The organism is Polaromonas sp. P1_E11, assembly GCF_056405995.1.
Window position 1 is genome coordinate 35,145 of sequence record NZ_JBFUBA010000006.1, and the last position, 23,104, is coordinate 58,248.

At 63.1% G+C, this 23,104-nt stretch carries 18 protein-coding genes and 1 riboswitch; of the genes, 5 read left to right on the forward strand and 13 right to left on the reverse strand.

Annotated features, from left to right (window positions below; all coding sequences use genetic code 11):
- Positions 1-93: 93 nt before the first annotated feature.
- From AC1D11_RS18705 to AC1D11_RS18715, 3 genes are read right to left on the reverse strand one after another with little or no spacing between them, the layout of a single operon-like run.
- The gene (locus tag AC1D11_RS18705) at positions 94-1,125 is read right to left on the reverse strand and encodes a cytochrome d ubiquinol oxidase subunit II (protein ID WP_457282893.1); all 1,032 of its coding nucleotides are present in this window, start codon (positions 1,123-1,125) and stop codon (positions 94-96) included.
- Complete coding sequence (locus AC1D11_RS18710; protein WP_477648199.1) at positions 1,118-2,533, reverse strand: cytochrome ubiquinol oxidase subunit I; 1,416 nt, start codon at positions 2,531-2,533, stop codon at positions 1,118-1,120. Before AC1D11_RS18710 ends, AC1D11_RS18705 begins: the two co-directional genes overlap by 8 nt.
- 2 nt (positions 2,534-2,535) lie before the next feature.
- Positions 2,536-3,192, reverse strand: a complete 657-nt coding sequence (locus AC1D11_RS18715; RefSeq protein WP_477651344.1) for a GbsR/MarR family transcriptional regulator — start codon at positions 3,190-3,192, stop codon at positions 2,536-2,538.
- 236 nt (positions 3,193-3,428) lie between these two features.
- On the opposite strand from AC1D11_RS18715, the gene AC1D11_RS18720 reads away from it, so the two are divergent.
- Both AC1D11_RS18720 and AC1D11_RS18725 read left to right on the forward strand, forming a co-directional pair.
- Positions 3,429-3,551, forward strand: coding sequence for a hypothetical protein (locus AC1D11_RS18720; protein WP_477648201.1), 123 nt, complete (start codon positions 3,429-3,431; stop codon positions 3,549-3,551).
- A 180-nt stretch (positions 3,552-3,731) separates the two neighbouring features.
- A complete protein-coding gene (locus tag AC1D11_RS18725) occupies positions 3,732-4,202 on the forward strand; it encodes a cupin domain-containing protein (RefSeq protein WP_477648202.1) in 471 nt (156 codons plus the stop codon).
- A 28-nt stretch (positions 4,203-4,230) separates the two neighbouring features.
- Here the strand turns inward: AC1D11_RS18725 and AC1D11_RS18730 are convergent, their stop codons facing one another.
- From AC1D11_RS18730 to ahcY, 4 genes are all read right to left on the reverse strand, one after another.
- Positions 4,231-4,860, reverse strand: coding sequence for a septal ring lytic transglycosylase RlpA family protein (locus tag AC1D11_RS18730; RefSeq protein ID WP_477648203.1), 630 nt, complete (start codon positions 4,858-4,860; stop codon positions 4,231-4,233).
- An 11-nt stretch (positions 4,861-4,871) separates the two neighbouring features.
- A complete protein-coding gene (gene metF / locus AC1D11_RS18735) occupies positions 4,872-5,708 on the reverse strand; it encodes a methylenetetrahydrofolate reductase [NAD(P)H] (protein ID WP_477648204.1) in 837 nt (278 codons plus the stop codon).
- Between the two features lie 8 nt (positions 5,709-5,716).
- Positions 5,717-6,751, reverse strand: a complete 1,035-nt coding sequence (locus tag AC1D11_RS18740) for a TlyA family RNA methyltransferase (protein ID WP_477648205.1) — start codon at positions 6,749-6,751, stop codon at positions 5,717-5,719.
- A gap of 160 nt (positions 6,752-6,911) precedes the next feature.
- Positions 6,912-8,342 (reverse strand): adenosylhomocysteinase, encoded by a 1,431-nt coding sequence (ahcY, locus tag AC1D11_RS18745; RefSeq protein WP_477648206.1) that lies wholly within the window; start codon positions 8,340-8,342, stop codon positions 6,912-6,914.
- A gap of 99 nt (positions 8,343-8,441) precedes the next feature.
- Positions 8,442-8,514: riboswitch (S-adenosyl-L-homocysteine riboswitch) on the reverse strand.
- 53 nt (positions 8,515-8,567) lie between these two features.
- Here ahcY and AC1D11_RS18750 point away from each other — a divergent pair.
- Positions 8,568-9,362 carry an HAD family hydrolase gene (locus AC1D11_RS18750; protein ID WP_477648207.1) on the forward strand — a complete coding sequence of 265 codons (795 nt, stop codon included), beginning with the start codon at positions 8,568-8,570 and terminating at the stop codon, positions 9,360-9,362.
- Positions 9,363-9,477: 115 nt separating this feature from the next.
- Here the strand turns inward: AC1D11_RS18750 and AC1D11_RS18755 are convergent, their stop codons facing one another.
- The gene (locus AC1D11_RS18755; RefSeq protein WP_477648208.1) at positions 9,478-10,725 is read right to left on the reverse strand and encodes an MFS transporter; all 1,248 of its coding nucleotides are present in this window, start codon (positions 10,723-10,725) and stop codon (positions 9,478-9,480) included.
- Between the two features lie 106 nt (positions 10,726-10,831).
- On the opposite strand from AC1D11_RS18755, the gene AC1D11_RS18760 reads away from it, so the two are divergent.
- Positions 10,832-11,407 carry a TetR/AcrR family transcriptional regulator gene (locus AC1D11_RS18760; protein WP_477648209.1) on the forward strand — a complete coding sequence of 192 codons (576 nt, stop codon included), beginning with the start codon at positions 10,832-10,834 and terminating at the stop codon, positions 11,405-11,407.
- A 113-nt stretch (positions 11,408-11,520) separates the two neighbouring features.
- On the opposite strand, the gene AC1D11_RS18765 is transcribed toward AC1D11_RS18760, so the two are convergent.
- Together AC1D11_RS18765 and uvrA are read right to left on the reverse strand one after the other, a co-directional pair.
- Positions 11,521-12,492, reverse strand: a complete 972-nt coding sequence (locus tag AC1D11_RS18765) for a Bug family tripartite tricarboxylate transporter substrate binding protein (protein ID WP_477648210.1) — start codon at positions 12,490-12,492, stop codon at positions 11,521-11,523.
- Positions 12,493-12,798: 306 nt separating this feature from the next.
- Positions 12,799-18,669, reverse strand: coding sequence for an excinuclease ABC subunit UvrA (gene uvrA, locus AC1D11_RS18770; RefSeq protein ID WP_477648211.1), 5,871 nt, complete (start codon positions 18,667-18,669; stop codon positions 12,799-12,801).
- Between the two features lie 200 nt (positions 18,670-18,869).
- On the opposite strand from uvrA, the gene AC1D11_RS18775 reads away from it, so the two are divergent.
- Entirely contained in the window at positions 18,870-19,982 is a 1,113-nt protein-coding gene (locus AC1D11_RS18775; protein WP_477648212.1) for an ABC transporter substrate-binding protein, read from the forward strand.
- A gap of 449 nt (positions 19,983-20,431) precedes the next feature.
- Here AC1D11_RS18775 and AC1D11_RS18780 read toward each other — a convergent pair whose 3' ends face one another.
- The 3 genes from AC1D11_RS18780 to AC1D11_RS18790 all read right to left on the reverse strand — a co-directional run bounded on the left by AC1D11_RS18780 (position 20,432) and on the right by AC1D11_RS18790 (position 23,026).
- A complete protein-coding gene (locus tag AC1D11_RS18780) occupies positions 20,432-20,896 on the reverse strand; it encodes a hypothetical protein (RefSeq protein WP_477648213.1) in 465 nt (154 codons plus the stop codon).
- 191 nt (positions 20,897-21,087) lie between these two features.
- Positions 21,088-21,246, reverse strand: a complete 159-nt coding sequence (locus AC1D11_RS18785; protein ID WP_477648214.1) for a hypothetical protein — start codon at positions 21,244-21,246, stop codon at positions 21,088-21,090.
- A gap of 121 nt (positions 21,247-21,367) precedes the next feature.
- Complete coding sequence (locus tag AC1D11_RS18790) at positions 21,368-23,026, reverse strand: MFS transporter (protein ID WP_477648215.1); 1,659 nt, start codon at positions 23,024-23,026, stop codon at positions 21,368-21,370.
- Positions 23,027-23,104 lie beyond the last annotated feature (78 nt).

A 23,104-nucleotide genomic window follows, 5' to 3' on the forward strand; every position in this document is an offset into this window, starting at 1 on the left:
TTCCGCGGCTCATGTTGGGTTGAAGAGTTCAAGCGGGAGCACTCAGTAGATGCCGCGGGACTGGACTTGGTCTTCCTCCGCCTGAGCTGAACATCAATACTTCAATGCAGTGCTCTTTCCCCAGAACACACGGTAGGCGAACACGGTGTAGCCGATGATCATCGGCAGCACCACGGCTGCGCCGGCCAGAATCACGCCCATGGCTTCGGGGGCGCTGGCCGACTGCCAGATCGTGAGCTTGTCGATCACCAGCCACGGGAAGAGGCTGTAAGCCAGGCCGTAGAAGGCCAGCAGAAACACGCCCACCGTCGCACCAAAAGGTACCCAGGCGCCGTATTCATTGCCTTGGGCCAGGCGCACCGGCAGGCGCTGCAGGCTGCGGAAAATCACGCCAAACAGCACCGCCGTGGCCGCCGGGATCGGCAGCAGGAGCACGATGTTCGGAAACGAAAACCATTTGTCGAAAATGCTCTGGCTGACCAGCGGTGTGGCCACCGAAATGGCGCCGATGCCGATCACAGTGAACAGGAGGCTGCGCCTGGCCCAGCGCACCGCTTGCAGTTGCAATTCGCCTTCGGATTTGATGATGAGCCAGCCGGCGCCGAGGAGGCAGTACGCCGCGACCAGCGCCGCGCCGATGACGGCGTTGAACACGATCGTCCACCAGGTCGCCGCAAAACCGGTGATCAACGAGCCCAGCATGTAACCCTGTGACCAGCTCGCCAGCAGCGAGCCGGTGTAGAACATGCGGTTCCACAGCGGCTTGTGGCTGGCGCGCGCCTTCACACGGAAGTCAAAGGCCACGCCGCGCAGCGTGAGGCCGATCAGCATGAAGGCCACCGGCAAATACAGCGCGCCCAGAATGACGCCATGCGCCAGCGGAAACACGGTGAGCAAAATACCGACGCCCAGCACCAGCCAGGTTTCGTTGGCATCCCAGAAGGGGCCGATGCTGGCGATCATGGTGTCCTTGTCGTCATCGCCGGCGGTGCGCATCAACACGCCCACGCCCAGGTCGTAGCCGTCCAGGATCACGTAGGCCAGCATGGCCAGGCCCATCACCACCAGGAAGACGATGGGCATCCAGCCGGCGGCTTGCGTCAGGTCAGGGGCAAGGTCAAGCATGGGGAGTTCCTTCTTTTTCAGGGTAGTTCACGACGTTGAGGTCCTTCTCGGGCTCACCGGCGGTGTCGTCATCGCCGAACGGCTTGTCCGCATGTTTCCTGTGCCGCGCGAGGTAAAACACCACCGACACATAAGACACCAGAAGCACCGCATACAACGCGAGGTAGAGCGTCAGCGTCAGTGCAATGCGTGGCGCCGGCACTTTTGAGGCGGCATCGGCTGCCGTCAGCACGCCCGTCACAAGCCAGGGTTGCCGGCCGATCTCGGTCACGTACCAGCCGGCGATGAGCGCGACCCAGCCGGCGAATGTCATGGCCACCAGCACGCGCGCATGCCATACCGTGAGCGTGCGCGCCGGGTCCTTCTTCCATGGGGCGAGTTGCAGCACGCTGGCCCAGCTGACCAGCAGCATCAATACGCCCACGCCCACCATGATCCGAAAGGCCCAGAACACCGGCGCCACCGGTGGATGTTTTCCCTCGAACTCGTTCAAGCCCTTGACCTCGCCGTCCAGGCTGTGCGTGAGGTAGAGCGACGCCAGCTTGGGAATGCCGATTTCATAGCGGTTGGATTTGGTGGCCTGGTCGGGCAGCGCAAACAGTACCGCGGGCACGCCTTTTTGGGTTTCCCAGATGCCTTCCATCGCGGCCAGCTTGGCCGGCTGGTGCTCCATCGTGTTCAGGCCGTGCTGGTCGCCCGCAACGATCTGCAGCGGAATCAGCATCGCGGCCATGTAGATGCCCGTCTTCAGGCCGGCCATGACTTCGGCCCCGCGGTCGTCACGCAGCCAGCGGTAGGCCGAAACGCCCGCCACCAGAAACGCCACGGTCAGCCCCGACGCCAGCAGCATGTGCGTGAGGCGGTAAGGAAAGGACGGGTTGAAGATCACCGCCAGCCAGCTCGTCACATGCGCCTGGCCGTTGATCATTTCAAAACCCGCGGGCGTCTGCATCCAGGAGTTGAGCGCCAGAATCCAGAAAGCCGACAGCGTGGTGCCGCCCGCCACCAGCAGCGTGGCGATGGTGTGCATGGTCTCGCTCACGCGTTCACGCGCGAACAGCATCACGCCCAGCATGGTGGCCTCCAGGAAGAAGGCCGTCAGCACTTCGTAGGCCAGCAGCGGCCCGGCGATGTTCCCCACTTTCTGCATGTAGCCCGGCCAGTTGGTGCCGAACTGGAAGCTCATGGTGATGCCGCTGACCACACCGAGGGCAAAGGTCAGCGCGAAAATTTTCACCCAGAACTGGTAGGCGTCCATCCAGTATTGCGCTTTGGTTTTCACGAAGCGCAGCTTGAAGTACAGCAGCACCCAGCCCAGTGAAATGCTGATGGTGGGAAACAGGATGTGGAAGGTGATGTTGGCCGCGAACTGGACGCGGGCCAACAGGAATGCGTCTAAACCGTCCATCATCAACTCCTGTTTTCGTCGGGAAGGTTGGCAGCGGGCGCTGCGGGGCCGGGAAGCTCGCCGGAAGGCTTCGCCGCCACTTTGCTGGATGCGGTGCGGCCTGTCAAACCGGCCTTCATGCTGCTGGCGACCTTGTCCTTCACCTCCAGCAGTTTCTGCACCTTGGCGCCCATCTTCATCAGGCTCATCAGCGTGGCCGAGTCCATCTTCTGCACGTCGGCCAGCCAGCCCGTCATCAGCTCGATCAAATCGTGCATCTGCTTCATGCGCGCCTGGGCATGGATGTCATCCTGGTTGGCCGGGTGTTCCATCAGCGCATCGCGCAACATTGAAAGCGTCGGGTCAATCTCGCGCTTGCGGCGCTCTTCGGCCAGTGTCCGGAAGATGGCCCAGACGTCTTCCGGCGCGCTGAAATACTCGCGCCTGTCGTTCGGCAGGTGCTGCAGCCGCACCAGGTTCCACGACTGCAATTCCTTCAGCCCCATGCTGACGTTGGACCGCGAAAATGCCAGCGCCTCGCCGATTTCGTCGGCATTCAAGGCTCGCGGCGAGACGTACAGCAAGGCATAAATCTGCCCCACGGTCCGGTTAATGCCCCAACGGCTGCCCATTTCACCGAAATGGAGGACAAATCGCTGGGTCAGGGGGGCAAGGTTCATGGCGCCGGGGCCTCTTTGGTTTATTGAATTTTCAGGAATTACTGAAATTCTAATAAATTGAAACGATTTGCGCTGGCGGCTGGATTGACCCTGTGTGCAGCTGGGTGAAGCCTGTCGTGCGTTGACCTGACCCCACACCGGTCGGTGCTGGCAACGCTGTCATCAAGTGACCCATCAATTTGCTATTAAATTCATAGCGGTTTGCGCCCGTCCCTACTGGGCTGGAGGCCCCTTTCATGCCTGAAAAAGCCTCAGAACAGCATCAAAAGCAGTTCCCGAAGCGTTCACGGCAACTTGATGCTGTTTCTCGGGCAGTTTTAAGGCTATTTATTGTGGAAAAACCGCCTTCAACCCAATGAGGACGAGCGCAAGCAGCTATTAAATAGATAGCAAAAACAGCAAGCAACTCAGGGCTGTGGCGACAGGATTTGCGTCGAAGCGAAAAGGCCGGTTGCCGGGTCGGGTCAGCGCTATTGGCAAGGCCGTCGCAACATGGGCATACTGGCCCGCCCTTACACAACACCCCAAAAAAGGATTCCATGCGCCATACCACCACCGTCCTCGGCTTTTCCGTCACCCTGGCTTTTGTGGCCGGGATTGCGCTGTCGCCGCTGGCCCAGCACGCCCTGCCCGATGCGCATGCGCAGGCCGTGCCCCTGGCGCCGGCGATGATTGACCTGGCGGCGCTCAAGCACAGCGACATTCCCGGCACACCGAATCCCGAAATGAATGCGAAGGGGCTGGTCATCACCGACAACGCCACCATCGGCATTCAGTCCGGCAATGTGGCCAAACACATTCACCCGAAAACCGACGAGATCCAGTACATCATCGAAGGCAGCGGTGCCATGTGGCTGGGCGGCGAGCGCAAGGAGTTCAAGCCGGGCACGCTGATCATCATTCCCAAGGGCACGGCACACGGCGGCACCTTGGTGACCAGCGGGCCCGTCAAGGCATTGGCCATCAAGATCCCGCCGCAGCCCAGGGACGATGTGACTTTTGTGAACTAAGCGAGCGCGCCTCGGTCAGCGAGGCGATTCAGCGCGGCGTACGCGGCGCCGCTGGGCGCCGCCTTGCAGGCGGGCGCTTCCGGGTCGCAGGCGCGGGTGTCGTCGCGACCTCCGGTGTGGACTCGGGCACCAGCAACACGACTTCCTTCAGCCCCATGCCCAGCATGCCGAGCTCTTCCGCCGCGGCGCGGCTCAGGTCGATGATGCGGTTGCCGCTGTAGGGTCCGCGGTCGGTGATGCGGACGTCCACATCACGTCCGTTGACCAGGCTGTGGACACGCACCATGGTGCCAAAAGGCAGCGTGCGGTGCGCAGCGGTGAACTCCTGCATGTCAAAGCGTTCCCCACTGGCGGTGCGCCGGCCGTTAAAACGCGGGCCGTACCAGGAAGCCTGGCCGCGCTGGAATTCGCGGGGCACTTCGCCGGCCAGCAGCGACGGCCTGGGTGCAGCGGCAGAAGGCGGCACCTCGTCGGCCATCTCACCGGTCGCGGGTGATGCATCGGTGACGGGACGTGAAGGACGCGGCGCCGGTGCAGCAGCACCAGCGCCCGGCGCGGTGGAGGGTTTGTTTGGTGGCGGCGTGGCGCACGCGGCCAGCAAGGCCAGCAGCACCGCAGCGCTGAGGGTGACGGCAGACCGGCGGGCACCCTGCTGCATGGCGTGTAGCCTCAGGCGCGCTGCAGTCGCCCGATGATTTCGGTCGTCGCTGCGGCCTGGTTCATCGTGTAGAAATGAATGCCGGGCACGCCTGCAGCGTAGAGCTGCTCGCACAGGCCGGTGATCACGTCCAGGCCGAAGCTCTTGATGGACGCGGTGTCGTCGCCAAAGCCCTGCAGGCGCAAGCGGATCCAGCGTGGAATCTCGGCACCGCAGGCATCGGAAAAGCGCATAAGTTGCGTAGAGCTGATGATGGGCATGATGCCCGGCACGATGGGCACGTCCACACCCAGGGCCTGCGCGTCATCGACAAAACGGTAGTAGGCGTCGGCGTTGAAAAAATACTGCGTGATGGCGGAGTTGGCGCCGGCCTTGACCTTTTGCACAAAGGCCTGCAGGTCGGCATCGGCCGACCTGGCCTGGGGATGAATCTCCGGGTAGGCGGCCACTTCGATGTGGAAAGCGTCGCCGGTTTCGGCGCGGATGAAGGCCACCAGGTCGCTGGCGTAATGAAACTCGCCGCCCGCGCCGTAGCCGCTGGGCAGGTCGCCGCGCAGGGCGACCAGGCGCTTCACGCCCATGATCTGCAAGGTGGTGAGCTGCTGGCGCACGGTGGCCTTGGTGGCGCCCACGCACGAGAAATGGCAGGCCGCCGCCACGCCTTCGGCCAGGATTTCGTTCACCGTGCCAAAGGTGCCGTCTTGTGTGGAACCGCCCGCGCCAAACGTCACCGAGCAGAACTCGGGCTTGTGCGCATACAAGGCCCGGCGCGCCACGCGCAGCTTCTCGGCGCCTTCGGGTGTCTTGGGCGGGAAAAATTCAAAACTGAGGGGAAGGTTCAGGCTCATCACGGATCTCACTCGTCGTTATTTGTCGTATCGGTTTTGTTGTCGCGCCGCTTGCCACGCGCGGGGCCGGGCTGGCCGGCATGCGCGAGTTCGGAGTCTTCGTGCGGCGCGCGGGAGGCGCGCATTTCGCTGCGTGGCACGCGCTTGGCAACCTTGCGCTGCGGTGCGGCCGGCAACGGCTGGTCTTCGCCCGCCACATCCTGGCCCTTGACGGCCTGGATAAAAAATTCGCGGTTGCCGTCGCCGCCTTCAATCGGCGACGCCAGCCAGGCTTTCACTTCCAGCCCCAGCGCTGCGCAGGCATCGCGCAAGCGCTTTTCGACAAACTCGAAATGCGCCGGGTCGCGCACGATGCCGCCCTTGCCGATCTGGCCGGGCTGCAATTCAAACTGCGGCTTGACCAGCATGAGCAGGTCGCCGCCGGGTTTAAGCAGGCGAACCACCGCGGGCAACACCAGCGTGAGCGAGATGAAGGACAAATCACCGGTCAGGAAGTCGAAGTTGGCTTCTGAGGCTGGGCCCGCTTCATCCAGGTCAGCGTCATCCTCATCGCCATCGAAGTCATCCGGAAAATCCATGTCGCCGCTGTCGCCTGCATGGCCGGCCACCAGGTCGGCGGCGGTCATGGAACGGGCGTTCAGGCCCTCGACGCACACCACACGCGGGTCATCGCGCAGGCTGGCATGCAGCTGGCCGTGGCCCACATCCACACCCACCACCTGCACGGCGCCGTGCTGCAGCAGGCAGTCGGTAAAGCCGCCGGTGGACTGCCCCACGTCAAGGCAGCGCAAACCATCCACCTTCAGGCCGGTAGCTTTCAGCGCGCCTTCGAGCTTGAGCCCACCGCGCGAGATGTACCTGGCTTCGGTGGTGTCCAGCAGCTGCAGTTCGGCGCCGGGCGGAATCTCGTCGCCGTTCTTGGCGACCTTCTTCCAGGCCGCATCGGCTTCAGGACGCCACTGCACCCCCGAAGCGATCAGGCGCTGGGCCTGCGAGCGGGTGGCGGCATGGCCGTGTTCGACGAGGAATAGGTCAGCGCGCATGTAATGTCTTCCGGTATTCCAGCAAAAGCCTTAAGGGCGTAGCGAGCGGCCCGAGGGCAAGGCGCGGGCGTCAGGCAACCGGAATGCACTTGAGGTGCATGAGGATTGCCTGATCGGGACCCGCAACGTCGCTATCGGGTCGCGCAGTAGCCAGGAAAAATCAGTAGCGGTACGTATTAGCCTTGTAAGGGCCGGCCTTGGAGACACCGATGTACGCGGCCTGCTCGTCGCTCAACTCGGTCAGCACAGCGCCAACCTTCTTCAGGTGCAAGCGCGCGACCTTTTCATCGAGGTGTTTGGGCAGCACATAAACCTTGCCCACTTCGTACGCGTCCTTCTTGGTGAACAGTTCGATTTGCGCGATGGTCTGGTTGGCAAAGCTCGAAGACATCACGAAGCTCGGGTGGCCGGTGCCGCAGCCGAGGTTGACCAGGCGGCCCTTGGCCAGCAGGATGATGCGCTTGCCGTCCGGGAAGATCACGTGATCGACTTGCGGCTTGATCTCTTCCCAGGTGCATTTTTCGAGCGAGGCAACGTCGATCTCGTTGTCGAAGTGGCCGATGTTGCAGACGATGGCCTGGTCTTTCATCTTCGCCATGTGGTCATAGGTAATGACGTTCTTGTTGCCGGTGGCGGACACAAAAATGTCGGCCTTGTCGGCGGCGTATTCCATGGTCACGACCTTGTAGCCTTCCATCGCGGCCTGCAAGGCGTTGATGGGGTCAATCTCGGTCACCCACACCTGGGCGCTCAGGGCGCGCAGGGCCTGGGCCGAGCCCTTGCCCACGTCGCCGTAGCCGGCCACGAGTGCGACCTTGCCGGCGACCATCACGTCGGTGGCGCGCTTGATGGCGTCGACCAGCGATTCGCGGCAGCCGTACAGGTTGTCGAACTTGCTCTTGGTGACGGAATCGTTCACGTTGATGGCACGGAGAGCCAGCGTGCCCTTGGCCGACATTTCATTCAAACGCAGCACGCCGGTGGTGGTTTCTTCGGTCACGCCGATGATGTTTTTCAGGCGGCGGCTGTACCAGGTCGGGTCTTGCGCCAGCTTGGCCTTGATCGAGTTGAAGAGGCAGATCTCTTCTTCGCTGCCGGGCTTGGAAATGAGGCTGGCATCTTTCTCGGCCTTGGTGCCCAGGTGCATCAGCAGCGTCGCGTCGCCGCCGTCGTCCAGGATCATGTTGGGGCCTTCTTCAGGCGTGCCCTTGGCACCGCTGAATTCGAAGATCTTGTGCGTGTAGTCCCAGTAGTCGGCCAGGGTTTCGCCCTTGATGGCGAACACCGGCGTGCCGGCGGCGGCAATCGCGGCGGCGGCGTGGTCCTGCGTCGAGAAGATGTTGCACGAAGCCCAGCGCACTTCAGCGCCCAGGGCCTGCAGGGTTTCGATCAGCACGCCGGTCTGGATCGTCATGTGCAGCGAACCGGTGATGCGCGCGCCCTTGAGCGGCTGCACCTTCGCGAATTCTTCGCGGATGGCCATCAGGCCGGGCATTTCAGTTTGCGCGATGTTCAGTTCCTTGCGGCCCCAGGCGGCAAGCGAAATATCGGCAATGATGTAGTCGGTGGAAGGTTTCAGGACGGCGCTCATACGGTTCTCCAAATATCAAACGTCAACTGGGCAAAATCGCCACGGGCATGGCTTTCAGGGGAAGGGAGAATTCAGTCATTCACCCGGCTTGAGAGCACATGCGGGTGAGCGTGGTTGCAATGAAGTCCTGAGCCTGGTCCACGTGATGTGGCTTGCAACGCTCCTCAGGAAGGTGTTGATTGTACCCAAGCCGTCCGGACTTGCCCAGCATGCGAAAATTTCACCATGCAAGAACTCTCCCGCTGGCCCACCGCGCAACGAAAAGCCGTCACCGGCCTCTTTACCGACATCGACGACACACTGACCACCGAGGGCGAGATCACGCCCGATGCGCTGGAAGCTTTGGGTAAATTGAAAGCCGCTGGTTTCAGGATCGTGGCGATCACCGGTAGGCCGGTTGGCTGGAGTGAGCCTTTCGCGGCGCGCTGGCCTGTGGATGCCATCGTGGCCGAGAACGGCGCCGTGGCCCTCCTGCCGGACGCCAAAAGCCCCCCGCCGCGGCCGCTGGCCAAGATCTACCAGCAGGACGCGGCCACACGCAGCGCCAACTTCAGCCGCATGCAAGCCGTGCTGGCGCGCATCGAGCGCGAGCTGCCGGGCGTGACCCGCGCGACCGACTCACCGGGCCGCGAAACCGACATCGCCATCGATCACAGTGAGTTTGTGCAATTGAGCGATGCGCAAATCGCCGCAGTGGTGGCGCTGATGAAAAGCGAGGGCATGCACGCCACCGTCAGCAGCATCCACATCAACGGCTGGTATGGCAGCCACAACAAGCTCGAAGGCGCGCGCTGGATCGTCCGCCAGCTCTGGCAGCGCGACCTGGACGCCGAGATGGACCAATGGGTCTATGTGGGCGATTCGACCAACGACCAATTAATGTTCAAGACCTTTGCCAACAGCGTGGGCGTGGCCAACATCGCGCGCTTTGTGCCGCAGCTGGCGCACTTGCCACGCTATGTGACGCGGGGTGAGCGCGGTGCAGGTTTTACTGAGGTTGCACGCGCTCTGCTGGATTAACAACCGTGCCTGCCCCGCGTTAACTCAGCGGGTGCCGCGGATCGGGCTTTGCCCGGCCGCAGGCACCGTCCCCTGAAGGGGAGGGGACGCTACACGAAGTGAGCGTCAGCAGGGGTTAGCTACATTGGCGGCGCACTGAGCTCCAGCGCAACCAGGCGCCGAGGGCCGCCACGGCCAGCACCAGCGCGGCGTAGCCCTCTACCGTAGCCGGCAAGCCCAGCGGCGCAATCAAACGGCCTGCCAACATGGCCGGCACGCTAAAGGCCAGATAGCTGGTGGCATACAGCGCGGCAAACAGCTCCGCCCGCTGATGCGGCTGCGCCAGTGGCGCGAGGGTCTGCACCTGCGCCGAAAACGCCGAGCCGCCGCCAAAACCGGCCAGCGCCGTGCCGGCAAAAAACAGCGCCACAGAGCGCGTGGCCAGCGACACAGCCACCAGGCCGGCGCCCACGGCCAGCAAGCTCATGCCGACGGCGCTCATGCGCACCGGCGACAGTTTTTTCAGCAAAGTTGGCGACGCGGCGCCCAGACCGAAGAAGGTGGCAATGGCCAGGCCATTGACGATGCCGTCATGGATGCCAAAGATTTGCTGCAGCATGGAAGGCACCAGCGACAGGTACAGCCCTGCGAGCGACCACACCGCCAGCATCGTCGGCACACCGCGCACAAATTCGCCGCGCGCCTGCACCGGGATTGAAATGCGCGGCACCAGCGAAGCCAGCGCGCCGGGGCGTGGCGTGGCGCTTTCGGGCAGAAAGAGTGTGGCCACCGCACCCACGACGCAAATCGCTGCCAGCACGCCAAACACCAGCGGCACCGGGTGCAAAGCAAACTTGACGGCAATGCCGGTGAGCAGCGCGCCCACGGCCAGCCCCGCCAGCGGCGAGACGCTGCCGATCATCGCGCCCAGGCGCTTTTGCGCAGCCGGGGCGGCCTCCACCACCGCCGCCGTCAGTGCGCCGCTGACCATGCCGGTGGCAATGCCCTGCACGATGCGCGCGGCAATGATGCCATTGATGCTTTCGGCCAGCAAAAAGGTGAGCATCGCACTCGCCTGCAGCAGCAAGGCGGTAAACACCACAGGCCGGCGGCCTATGTGGTCAGACAGCGAGCCCGCCACCAGCAGCGAGGCCAGCAGCGCAATCGCGTAAATCGCAAACGCCACCGTCAGCAGCGCGGGCGAAAAGCCCCACTGCTGTTGGAACACGACAAAGAGCGGCGATGGGGCGCTGCCCGCCACGAAGAACGCGAACAACAGGATCGCCAGCAGGGGGAAGGCAGCTGCAGGCGGCAGTTGCCAGCGGGCCGCCGTCAGGCGGGATGGTTGCAATGAGGGCTCGACGGGAGCAGCAGGGGTAGTCATGGGAAACGCTCAACCTTCTTAAAGCTAATTTATTCGCGTTTGTAAATTCTATACCTGTTTAAAAATTAACGCAAACATCGTTGCTTTTAGGCTAGAATTCGCCCTGATGAGCACCCCCCAAACACCCCAGAACAAACGCCCCGGCGGACGCAGCGCCCAGGTGCAAACCGTGGTGCGCAAGGCGCTGGAAGAATTGATTGCCCAGGAGGGCCGCGACAAGGTCACTGTGCCGGCCGTCGCCGAGCGCGCAGGCGTGAGTGCCTCCAGCATTTACCGGCGCTGGGGCGACGTGAACGGCCTGCTCGGCGAAACCGCCCAGCAGCGGCTGGACCCGAACCGCCCCTTGCCTGAGACGGGCGACCTGAAAGCCGAACTCACGGCCTGGGCCAAGGAACTGATCAACCACCTCAACAAGCCAGGCAATGCCTCGCTGCTGAAGGCCGCGGCCGCGCTGGCGGGATCAGAAGAAACCAACTGCCTGAAAAACCGCCGCAACGAAGCCACGGTTCTGGTCAAACGCGCCCAGGCTCGCGGCGACGCCACACCCACCGTGCAACAGGTGCTGGACCACATGATGGCCCCCATCATTTACCGTTTGATTTTTGGCGCCGGCGTCGAGCCCGCATTGGCTGACCAGCTCGCCGACGAGCTATTTGTCTTGGCAAGCCCGGTCAGCAAATAGACCCGAAGAAACCCAGGAGGCCGCGGAACCGGCTTTGCCGGGCCGCAAGCCTCGTCCCCTGCGAGGGGAAAAGAGGCTACACGCAGTGAGCCTCGATAGGGGTGTACCAATCTTCAGTTGGGCTTAGCTAACCCAAGCTTGTCTATCAGCACTTTTTCGCGCCCAACTGTGTCCTGCGCAAACTTCGTGTAGTCCGCCGAGCTCAGGTAGTTGGGCAGCATGTCGTAGCGGCCCAGCGCCGTGACGTAGCTGGGTTCTTCCATCGCTTTCTTGAACGCGTCGTGCAGGCGCTTCACCACTTCGGGCGGCGTGCCTTTGGGCGCGCCTATGCCGAAGGGCGAGTTCTGCACGATGTCATAGCCCAGCTCTTTCAGGGTGGGTGCATTCGGGAATTTATCGAGCCGCTTCTCGCCCCAGGTATTGAGCACGCGCAGCTTGCCGGCTTCCACCTGCGGCGCAAAACCGGTGCTGTCGGCGCCTGCCATCAGCTGGCCGCTGACCAGCGCCAGCATCAGGTCGGCGCTGCCTTTGTAGGGCACGTGCTGCAAAGTGATGCCCGCTTTTTGCGCGATGAGCTCGGTCGTCAGGTGCGGGCTGGTGAGTGTGCCCGTCGAGCCGTAGGTCAGCTTGCCGGGGTTGGCCTTGGCATAGGCGACAAAGTCGGCCCAGGTCTTGAAAGGGCTGTCGGCAGGCACCACGATGCCGAAGGCGTAGCCTGTCACATTGATCACGTAGCTGATGTCCTTGACCGGGTCCCAGTTGATCTTGGTGGTGTAACCAAGACGAAACACGCCCAGCGGAATTTGCGCCAGCGTGTAGCCGTCGGCCTGCGCGCTTTGCAGTTGCTGCGCCGGCAGGGTGCCGCCCGCGCCAGGCTTGTTCTCAATGATCACCGTCTGCCCCAGAATCTTCGAGGCGTTGTCGGCCAGCGAACGCATGGTGATGTCGGTGGGCCCGCCCGCCGGGAAGGCGATGATCAGCTTGATCGGTTTGACCGGGAAATTTTGCGCATGGACCGCGCCCCACGCGCCGGCGAGTGAAATGGCCAGGGCGGCGGTGATCTGCAGTAAAGGGCGGCGTTGCATCGGGGGGTCTCCTGATCCTGAAGGTGTGGCGGGCGTGAAGACCATATCATGCGTGCCGCAAGCCGTCACCGCATCAGGGCAACACCTGAAAGGCTGTCACGTCGGTGTCAGCCAAATCTTAAAGCGTTTTAAACGTTTCAACCATGCAGGACGAGCGCAAGCAGCTATCAATTCAATAGCAAAAGCCTGCCGCAGCGTTGACTCCATCTCTGCCAGCAGGGGCCGCGGAACTGGCTTCGCCAGGCCGCAGGCGCCGCCCCCTCGAGGGGGGAAGGTGCTACGCGAAGCGAGCATCCGACGGGGGTGCTATCTGTTTAATACGCTGCTCAAGGCCTTCCCGGTGTGCGTGCCCAGCTTGACGACAGCCTCGGGCGGAGCCGAAGCCACCACACGCCCACCCGCGTTGCCGCCGTCCGGCCCCAGGTCGATCACCCAGTCGGCTTCGGCGATCACGTCCAGGTCGTGTTCGATCACCACCACGCTGTGGCCGCCGTTGACAAGGCGGTGCAGCACGTGGATCAGCTTTTCCACGTCGGCCATGTGCAGGCCCACCGTTGGCTCGTCCAGCACGTAGAGCGTGTGCGGCGCCTTCTGGCCGCGGCGCGTGATGTCGTCGCGCACCTTGCTGAGTTCGGTCACCAGCTTGATGCGCTGCGCCTCGCCGCCCGAGAGCGTCGGCGACGGCTGGCCCAGCGTGAGGTAGCCCAGGCCCACGTCTTTGAGCAACTGCAGCGGGTGGCTGATGTTGGGCATGGAAGAGAAGAAATCCACCGCTTCGTCGACTTCCATCTTCAGCACGTCGCCGATGTTTTTGCCGCGCCAGGTCACGGCCTGCGTTTCGGGGTTGAAGCGCGCACCATGGCAGGTTTCGCACAGCACCTTCACGTCGGGCAAGAAACTCATGCCGATGGTGCGCACGCCCGCGCCTTCGCAGGTGGGGCAGCGGCCTTCGCCGGTGTTGAACGAAAAGCGCCCGGCGCCGTAGCCGCGCGCGCGGGCTTCCAGCGTGTCGGCAAAGAGCTTGCGTATCGTGTCCCAGAAGCCGATGTAAGTGGCGGGGCAGGAGCGCGGCGTCTTGCCGATGGGCGTCTGGTCGACTTCGAGCACGCGGTCTACCGCCGCATAGCCTTCGATGCGTTCGCAGCCGGTCCAGTCGGGCGTCTTGCCCTTGTCGTCGGCGTCGCGTCCAGATTTGGTGGAGCGCTGCATGACACCCGCATGCACATTGGTCAGCAGCACATCGCGCGCCAACGTTGATTTTCCGGAGCCCGATACACCCGTCACCGCCACCAGGCGGTACAGCGGCACGGTGACCGACACATCCTTGAGGTTGTGCAGGTCGGCATTGACCACGGTGAGCCAGGAGGTGAAAGGCCCGGCTGCCGCCGGCGCTGCGTTATGCAGCGCGCTGGCGCTGGCCGCAGCGGCCTTGAGCGCCGCAGCTTTCTGCGTGGCCGCCCTCTGCTTGCTCACGGGTTTGGCGTTCACATCAACGGGCACCTCTTTCACCACGGCCAGGGGTGCCACGCCCTTGCGTGTTTCGCGCCGGATCTGTAGCGGGTGAATAAGCGGGTTGGCAAGGTAGCGGCCCGTGAGCGACTCCGGCACGGCCGACAGCTGCGCCGCCGTGCCTTGCGCGACCAGCGTGCCGCCGCGCTTGCCCGCGCCGGGGCCGATGTCGATGATGTTGTCGGCGCGGCGAATCGTGTCTTCGTCATGCTCGACCACCACCAGCGTGTTGCCTCGGTCGCTGAGCTTGCCCAGCGCGCTCAGCAAAATCTGGTTGTCACGCGGGTGCAAGCCAATCGTCGGCTCGTCCAGCACATAGCAAACGCCCTGCAAGTTGGAGCCGAGTTGCGCCGCCAGGCGAATGCGCTGCGCCTCGCCGCCCGAGAGCGTGGGCGCGCCGCGGTCCAGCGTGAGGTAGCCCAGGCCCACATCCTCGAGGAATTCAAGCCGGCTCTTGATCTCTGGAATCAGGTCGCGCGCGATGCCGGCCTCACGGCCCAGCAGTTCGAGTTTTTCGACCCAGCCCCGCACATCTGTCACGGACAGTGCCGCGATGTCGGCAATGCCGACGCCCGCAAACTTCACCGCGCGGGCCTTGGCGTTGAGCCGCGTGCCTTCGCAGGTCGGGCAGGCGGTGCCGGCGACGTCTTCCACTTCGGGTTCGGCAAAACTTTGCTCGCGGCCCTTGTTGTCGTCGTCCATCACCGAGTCGTCAAACACCTTGCGCTGCTCTTTGGTGAGCTTGACGCCCGTGCCCACGCAGTCGGGGCACCAGCCGTGTTTGCTGTTGTAGCTGAAGAGGCGCGGGTCGAGCTCGGCATATGAGGTGGCGCAAATCGGGCAGGCACGCTTGGTGGAAAAGGCGATGAGCTTGCCGATGTTTTTGGCGCTGGCGCCAGCCATCATCGCGCCGCGCAAACCATCAAGCGGGGCCAGCACATGGACAACGCCCTTGCCGTGCTCCAGCGCGGTTGCCAGCGCAGCGCGCAATGCGGCCTCGTTGTCGGGCGACACATGGATGTCGGCAATCGGCAACTCAACCGTGTGCTCCTTGAATCGGTCAATGCGCGGAAAACCGGTGGTCGGCAAGAACTCACCGTCGATGCGCAGGTGCGTGTAGCCGCGCGGGCGTGCCCAATCGGCCAGCTCGGTGTAGACGCCTTTGCGCGCAATCACCAGCGGGGCCAGCAAGCCGATGTGCTGGCCGCGGTAGGTTTTGATCAGCTGTGCGGCGATGCTTTCGGGGCTTTGCGGCATCACGGCCGCGCCGTCTTTGGTGCAATGCTGGATGCCCAGCTTCACATACAGGAGGCGCAGGAAATGCCAGACCTCGGTGGTCGTGCCCACGGTGGACTTGCGGCCGCCGCGCGAGAGGCGCTGCTCGATCGCCACAGTGGGCGGAATGCCGTAGACCGCATCGACCTCTGGCCGGCCGGCCGGCTGCACGATGCTGCGCGCATAGGCGTTCAGTGATTCGAGGTAGCGCCGCTGCCCTTCGTTGAACAGGATGTCAAAGGCCAGCGTGGACTTGCCCGAGCCCGACACGCCCGTCACCACATTGAACTTGCCGCGCGGAATATCGACCGACAGGCTCTTGAGGTTGTTCTCTTTCGCGTTGACGATCTGGATCAGGTTGGAGAAAGCCGGACGTGTGGCCCAGACCTTGGGGCGCGACTCTTCCACGCCGTGCACCTTGCCCATGGCCTGCTCGTACTCGCGCAGCGCCAGCGCGGTGTGTGAGGTCGGGTGCTGGCGCACCTCTTCGGGTGTGCCTTGGGCCACCAGCAGGCCGCCGGCCTCCCCGCCTTCGGGGCCCAGGTCAATCAGCCAGTCGGCCGAACGGATCACGTCGAGGTTGTGCTCGATGACGATCAGCGAATGCCCGGCTTCGAGGAGCTTGCGCAACGCGCGCATCAGCTTGGCGATGTCGTCAAAGTGCAGGCCGGTGGTCGGCTCGTCGAACAAAAACAGCGTGCCGCGGCCCGGCTGCCTGAGCGCCAGCGCCTGTTTGCTGGCGCTCGCCGTCTTGCTGGCATTGGCCAGAAAGCCCGCGAGCTTGAGGCGCTGCGCCTCACCGCCCGAAAGCGTGGGCACGGGCTGGCCCAGCTTCACGTATTCAAGGCCGACATCGACGATGGGCTGCAGCGCGCGCACCACTTCGCGGTCTTGCGCAAAGAGGGCAATCGCCTCGCTGACCGTGAGGTCCAGCACGTCAGACACATTGAGCAGGCGCGGCTTGACGTCGCCCATCGCCTTGCGTTCAATCGTCACTTCCAGGATCTCGGCGCGGTAACGCTTGCCGTCGCAGTCGGGGCAGCGCAAGTAAACGTCGCTCAAAAACTGCATCTCGACATGCTCAAAGCCCGAGCCGCCGCAGGTCGGGCAACGCCCGTCACCGTTGTTGAAGCTGAACTTGGTGGCGGTGTAGCTGCGTTGTTTGGCCAAAGGCGCCAGCGCGAAGAGGTCACGCACCGCGTCCCACGCCCCCACATAGCTAGCGGGGTTGGAGCGCGCCGTTTTGCCGATGGGCGACTGGTCGACAAACACCACGTCGGTCAGGTGGTCGGCGCCCATGAGGCGGTCATGCAGGCCTGGCGTTTCGGTCGCCTTGCCGAACTGGCGCAGCAGCGCGGGCGCGAGGATGTCCTGCATCAGCGTGGACTTGCCCGAGCCGCTGACGCCGGTAACGCAGACCAGGCGCTGCAGCGGAAAGTCGACGGTCAGGTTCTTCAGGTTGTGGTCGCGCGCGCCTTCGAGGATGAGGCGCGGGGTGTTGTCGGTCACCGCGCGCTTGAAGCCCATGCCCACCTGCTTGCGTGAGCCGAGGTAGGCGCCGGTCAGCGTGTCGGCATGTTTGATGTCGTCAGGCGTGCCGTCAAACACGATCTGGCCGCCCTTCTCGCCCGGGCCGGGGCCCATGTCGATCAGGCGGTCGGCTGCCAGCATGACGGCCGGGTCGTGCTCGACCACCACCAGCGTGTTGCCGGCGTCACGCAGGCGGTGCATGGCCTGGGTGATGCGGTTCATGTCGCGCGGATGCAGGCCAATGGAGGGCTCATCCAGCACAAACAGCGTGTTGACCAGCGAGGTGCCGAGGGCGGTGGTGAGGTTGATACGCTGCACCTCGCCGCCCGAGAGCGTGCGGCTTTGCCGGTCGAGCGTGAGGTAGCCGATGCCGACGTCACACAGGTATTTGACGCGGGTCTGGATTTCTTCGAACAGGGACTTGAGCGCCTGCAACTCGGCATCGTCGCCCATCACGTCGAGCGACAGGCCGCTGAAGAACTGCCGCAGCCTGTCGATCGGCAGGCGCATCAGGTCGTGCAGCGCCAGGCCCGGCAGGGCTTCGAGCTGCTCGCGGCTCCAGTGCACACCCACGGGCATGAAACGCTGGCTGGGCGGCAAGACCGCGTCGGCGGCTTCCTTCGAGCCCAGGCGCCAGAGCAAAGACTCGAGTTTGAGGCGTGCACCGCCGCAGGTCTCGCATTGCGTGTAGCTGCGGTACTTGGACAGCAGCACACGAATATGCATCTTGTAAGCCTTGCTTTCGAGGTATTCGAAGAAACGCTTGATGCCGTACCACTGCTTGTTCCAGTTGCCGTCCTTGTAGCCCGGCATGCCGTTGATAACCCATCCCTGTTGCGCCGGCGTGAGCTTGTACCAGGGCGTGTCGCGCGGGATGCCCGCGGCCTCGGCGTGGCGCAGCAGGTCGTCCTGCGCTTCTTTCCAGGCGGGGGTCTGGATGGTCTTGATGGCGCCGGCGCGCAGGGTGAGCTTGTCGTTGGGAATTACCAGGCCGTAGTCGACGCCGATGACGCGGCCAAAACCGCGGCAGGTTTCGCAGGCGCCCATGGCGGAATTAAAGGAGAACAGCGAGGGCGTGGGGTTGGTGTAGCGCAGGTCGCTGTCGGGGCAATGCAGGCCCGTCGAAAAGCGCCACATCACATCCGGTTGACCATCCTCTGCGTGTTGTACGTAGATGTTCAGTCGCCCGCCACGCTTCAACGCCGTCTCGATAGCTTCCATCACACGGGCTTTTTCCACCGCATGGGTGCGAAAACGGTCGGCCACCACGTCGAGCAGCTTGTGCGGGCCGGCCGGCGTGGCCACGTCGCGCTGGGCGTGCACGCGCGTGAAGCCGCTGACAGAGAGCCACTGCTCGACCTGCTCGGCGCTGGTGTTGCCGGGCAGCTCGACCGGGAAGGTCAACACCACGCGCGGGTCGCCCTCCTTCGTGCGCGCCATCAATTCGGCATAAATCGATTCAGGCGTGTCGTGGCGTACGTTCCGCGCGGTCTGTTTGTCAAAGAGCTGCGCGGCGCGCGCGTAGAGCAGCTTCAGGTGGTCGTTGAGCTCCGTCATGGTGCCCACGGTGGAGCGCGAGCTGCGCACCGGGTTGGTCTGGTCGATGGCGATGGCGGGCGGCACGCCTTCCACCTTGTCGACGGCCGGCTTGTCCATGCGGTCCAGGAACTGCCGCGCGTAGGCCGAGAAGGTTTCCACATAACGGCGCTGGCCTTCGGCGAACAGCGTGTCGAACACCAGGGACGACTTTCCCGAGCCGCTGGGGCCTGTAACTACCGTCATTTCACCGGTGCGGATATCCAGATCGAGGTTTTTGAGGTTGTGCTGGCGCGCGCCGCGAATGCGGATGGTTCCCTGGGACATGAGTGCGGTCTTTCCTGAAGAGGTCAAACATTCTAGACAGGGCAACCGGCTGTGCAGGATGTAGGGATTAATGTCCTTTTTGCACACTTTCAACTACGTCAATCAGGGCGGCTTCTGGTTTTCCTGATCGCATTTTTTGCGCTTTCATGGTTCACTTATGGTTACATCATTTCACCCCGGATGGAAACACTGTGAACAACATGAACAAACTCAGCCGATGGTGCGCCGCCATCGCGATGGTGGCCGTGGCCCAGGCCAGCCATGCACAACTCCTTGTCGGGCAAACCGCAGGGTTCACCGGCCCCGTGGGCGCCGGCGTCAAGGAAACCACGGAAGGCGCCAAGCTCTACATCGACGCCGTCAATGCCAAGGGCGGTGTGGGCGGGCAAAAAATTGAGCTGGTGTCGCTCGACGACAAGTTCGATCCCAAGCTGGCAGTCGAAAACGCACGCAAGCTGATCGAAGAACAAAACGTGCTGGCCATGTTCCTCACCCGCGGTACACCGCACACCGAAGCCATCATCCCGCTGCTCGACAAGAACGGCGTGCCGCTGATCGGCCCCTCCACCGGCGCCATGGTGCTGCACCAGCCCGTCAAAAAATATGTGTTCAACGTACGCGCCACCTACCAGCGTGAAGCCGAGAAAGCGGTCACCCACCTGCATTCCATGGGCATCACGCGTATCGGCATCGTGTATGCCGACGACAGCTTCGGCGCTGACGGCGTGATGGGCGCGCAAAAAGGGCTGGCGACTGCCAAGCTGCAGCCCGCTGTACTGGAAAAATTCGACCGCTCCAAACCCGACTTCGCGCCGATCGCACCCAAGGTTTACCAGTCCAATGCGCAGGCCGTCATCATGGTGGCCTCAGGGCAGGCCGTGGTCGACGGCATCAAGGCCTTCCGCGCGGGCGGCTCCACCGCGCAGATCGTGACGCTTTCGAACAATGCCTCGGGCGGCTTTGTGAAAAGCCTGGGCGACAACGCCCGCGGCGTGATCGTCACGCAGGTGTTTCCGTACGAGCGCTCCATCGCCTTCCCCATGGTGAAGGAGGCGCAGGAGCTGTCCAAGGCCAAGGGGCAAGCCGACGTGAGCCCCGCGATGCTGGAAGGTTTTGCCGCTGCCAAGGTGTTGGTGGAGAGCTTGCGCCGGGCCGGCGCCAAACCCACGCGCGAGAAAATCCAGGCCGCACTGGAAGGCATGCGCAAGCTGGATATCGGCGGGCTTGAGGTGAGCTACAGCCCCGAGGACCATACCGGGCTGGACTTTGCCGATCTGTCCATCATCGGCACCGACGGAAAATTCAAGAGGTAAATAGCACCCCCCTGCCGACGCTCACTTCGTGTAGCGTCACCTCCCCCCAGGGGGACAGGCGCCTTGCGCCCGGCGTAGCCGGATCGCGGCCCCTGCTTGGGAAGAGAATCCCCCCTGCCGACGCTCACTCCGTGTAGCGTCACCTCCCCCCAGGGGGACAGGCGCCTTGCGCCCGGCTTAGCCGGATCGCGGCCCCTGCTTGGGAAGAGAATCCCCCCTGCCGACGCTCACTTCGTGTAGCGTCACCTCCCCCCAGGGGGACAGGCGCCTTGCGCCCGGCTTAGCCGGATCGCGGCCCCTGCTTGGGAAGAGAATCCCCCCTGCCGGCGCTCACTTCGTGTCGCGTCACCTCCCCCTCCAGGGGGACAGGCGCCTTGCGCCCGGCATAGCCGGATCGCGGCCCCTGCTTGCGAATTCGCAAACCTGCGGCGCCAAGCCGTACGGTTTGCTCAGCCGTAAAGCGCGCTTTCGAGTTCCTTGAACTTCTCGGGGCCAACAGCTTCCTTGATCTTGGGTGCCAGCTCCTTGAGCTTGTCGATGTCGCCTGCGGCTTCCACCGCAAGGTTCAGGCGGAAACCCCGAAGGCCGAGGGCGGCCGTCAGCCGCGTGGCGATGGGGTAGGCCCTTGAATAATGCTCTTGCGCATTCAGGGTGGGACTGCCGTCTGCGTTTTGGGCCGACACCTCCGGAACCGGCTCATCAGGCGGCTGCACCGCGAGCGGCGCCAGCAGGCCCAGCGAAATCAGATGGTTGATGTCTTCTGCGGTTACGCCGAACCCCGAGGTGGCCTTGACCACATCCTCCAGGCTGCGTTTGCCGTCAAACATGATGAAGGCAGAGCGCTGCCGGGGGGTCAATGCGACGGTTCGGTTCTGTACGGCGGTCTGGCCGGCTTCCGTCTTGGTGTAAATCATCGGCTGGTCTCCAGTAAATGCGCGAGGGCGCCACCATGCGGTGCTTGATATTCAGAGACGCTGTAATGGCTTGTTTTGTCTCTGTTAATTCAATTTACCTCATTTTTACCTGCAACGCACCTGTTTCGGGCATGGTCGCGGCACTGTCCTGCCTGCGAAAGCGCCACGCGCCGTCAGCCTGACCGCTTCACTCAACCATTCGTACGCGCTTCCAGAGCAGCGATAACAACAGGTACAGCCAGCCGCGAAGCACCATGCTTTTCACCGCCCAGATCAATATCACCACCCTTGTTCAACAGAAATAATGCCAGTCCGGCAATCACGATAAACCCCACAACAAGTTTCCACATCTTTCTTTCTCCCAAAAAAAAGCCCCCGGCAAATGGATGACGAGGGCCCGTAAAAAACACAAGGCTCTTCAGCCTGAAGAGGCCGGTGCGGGCTTCTGGCCCGCACCGGCGCAAATACCCATCAGTCGTTGGCGTAAATATCCACGTCCTTGGTTTCCTTGATGAACAAGGTGCCCACCACCAGCGTCATGCCGGCGATGATGATCGGGTACCAGAGGCCGTTGTACATGTTGCCGGTCTGGGCCACGATGGCAAAAGCCGTGGTGGGCAGCAGGCCGCCGAACCAGCCGTTACCGATGTGGTACGGCAGGCTCATCGAGGTGTAGCGGATGCGGGTCGGGAACAGCTCCACCAGCATGGCAGCGATCGGGCCGTACACCATGGTCACCAGCAGCACCAGATAGAACAGGATGGCCGTGACCATGACCTTGTCAACCTTGGCAGGGTCTGCCTTCGCGGGGTAGCCGGCAGCCTTCAGGTCGTCCGCGACCGCTTTCTTGAACTCGGCATCTTTCTTCTTGGCGTCGTCGGCGCTCAGGCCCTTGGCGGTGTAGCTGGGGATGGCGGTTTCGCCAATCTTGATGGTGGCCACGGTGCCGGCGGGTGCGGCGACGTTGTCATAGCTCACCGAAGCGCCTGCCAGAACCTGCTTGGCGATGTCGCACGAGCTGGTGAACTTGACAGTGCCGGTCGGGTTGAACTGGAACGAGCACTCATTCGGGTCGGCAGTCACAACCACCTTGTTCTTGGCTTGTGCCGCGGCCAGGTCAGGGTTGGCGGCTTTGGTCAGCGCAGTGAACACGGGGAAGTAGGTAACCACAGCCAGCAGGCAGCCGGCCATGATGATGGGCTTGCGGCCGATCTTGTCGGACAGCGTTCCGAAGATCACGAAGAAAGGCGTACCCAGGATCAGCGAATAAGCCACCAGGATGTTGGCCGTGGGGCCGTCGACCTTGAGCGCCTGTGTCAGGAAGAACAGCGCGTAGAACTGGCCGGAGTACCAGACCACGGCCTGGCCGGCGGTCAGGCCGATCAGCGCCAGGATCACGATCTTCAGGTTTTTCCACTGGCCGAAAGATTCGGACAACGGAGCCTTGGAGGTCTTGCCCTCAGCCTTCATTTTCTGGAAAGCAGGGGATTCGTTCATCGACAACCGGATGTAGACCGACACGGCCAGCAGCAGGATGGACACGATGAACGGAATGCGCCAGCCCCAGTCGGCGAATGCGACTTCGCCCATGGCGGTACGCACACCCAGGATGACCAGCAGGCTCAGGAACAGGCCCAGCGTGGCTGTGGTCTGGATCCAGGAGGTGTAGGCGCCGCGCTTGCCCTGTGGCGAGTGCTCGGCCACATAGACAGCTGCACCGCCGTATTCACCGCCGAGCGCCAGGCCTTGCAGCATGCGCAGGGCAATCAGGATCACCGGGGCGGCGACACCGATGGATGCATAGTTGGGCAAAAGGCCCACGATGAAGGTCGACAAGCCCATGATCACGATGGTGACCAGGAAGGTGTACTTGCGGCCGATCATGTCGCCCAGGCGGCCGAACACCAGCGCGCCGAAGGGGCGCACGATGAAGCCGGCGGCAAAAGCGAGCAGCGCAAAGATGAAGGCAGAACCTGCATCCAGTCCGCTGAAGAACTGCTTGGCAATAATGGCTGCCAATGAACCGTAGAGGTAGAAGTCGTACCACTCAAATACGGTGCCGAGCGAGGAGGCGAAAATCACCTTCTTCTGCTCGGCTGTCATCGGCCTGTTGTCGACGGCTGTTGCCATGATGTTGTCTCCAAAATAATGAGACTTCCGGTATGGAAGCTACCTTCATTATTTGGGTTGTGCCTGACCTAGCTCTGA

Coding starts and splice junctions, on each gene's coding strand:
- AC1D11_RS18705 (WP_457282893.1), bottom strand. CDS start 1,125: ATGCTTGACCTTGCCCCTGACCTGACGCAAGCCGCCGGCTGGATGCCC.
- AC1D11_RS18710 (WP_477648199.1), bottom strand. CDS start 2,533: ATGGACGGTTTAGACGCATTCCTGTTGGCCCGCGTCCAGTTCGCGGCC.
- AC1D11_RS18715 (WP_477651344.1), bottom strand. CDS start 3,192: ATGAACCTTGCCCCCCTGACCCAGCGATTTGTCCTCCATTTCGGTGAA.
- AC1D11_RS18720 (WP_477648201.1), top strand. CDS start 3,429: ATGCCTGAAAAAGCCTCAGAACAGCATCAAAAGCAGTTCCCGAAGCGT.
- AC1D11_RS18725 (WP_477648202.1), top strand. CDS start 3,732: ATGCGCCATACCACCACCGTCCTCGGCTTTTCCGTCACCCTGGCTTTT.
- AC1D11_RS18730 (WP_477648203.1), bottom strand. CDS start 4,860: ATGCAGCAGGGTGCCCGCCGGTCTGCCGTCACCCTCAGCGCTGCGGTG.
- metF (WP_477648204.1), bottom strand. CDS start 5,708: ATGAGCCTGAACCTTCCCCTCAGTTTTGAATTTTTCCCGCCCAAGACA.
- AC1D11_RS18740 (WP_477648205.1), bottom strand. CDS start 6,751: ATGCGCGCTGACCTATTCCTCGTCGAACACGGCCATGCCGCCACCCGC.
- ahcY (WP_477648206.1), bottom strand. CDS start 8,342: ATGAGCGCCGTCCTGAAACCTTCCACCGACTACATCATTGCCGATATT.
- AC1D11_RS18750 (WP_477648207.1), top strand. CDS start 8,568: ATGCAAGAACTCTCCCGCTGGCCCACCGCGCAACGAAAAGCCGTCACC.
- AC1D11_RS18755 (WP_477648208.1), bottom strand. CDS start 10,725: ATGACTACCCCTGCTGCTCCCGTCGAGCCCTCATTGCAACCATCCCGC.
- AC1D11_RS18760 (WP_477648209.1), top strand. CDS start 10,832: ATGAGCACCCCCCAAACACCCCAGAACAAACGCCCCGGCGGACGCAGC.
- AC1D11_RS18765 (WP_477648210.1), bottom strand. CDS start 12,492: ATGCAACGCCGCCCTTTACTGCAGATCACCGCCGCCCTGGCCATTTCA.
- uvrA (WP_477648211.1), bottom strand. CDS start 18,669: ATGTCCCAGGGAACCATCCGCATTCGCGGCGCGCGCCAGCACAACCTC.
- AC1D11_RS18775 (WP_477648212.1), top strand. CDS start 18,870: ATGAACAAACTCAGCCGATGGTGCGCCGCCATCGCGATGGTGGCCGTG.
- AC1D11_RS18780 (WP_477648213.1), bottom strand. CDS start 20,896: ATGATTTACACCAAGACGGAAGCCGGCCAGACCGCCGTACAGAACCGA.
- AC1D11_RS18785 (WP_477648214.1), bottom strand. CDS start 21,246: ATGTGGAAACTTGTTGTGGGGTTTATCGTGATTGCCGGACTGGCATTA.
- AC1D11_RS18790 (WP_477648215.1), bottom strand. CDS start 23,026: ATGGCAACAGCCGTCGACAACAGGCCGATGACAGCCGAGCAGAAGAAG.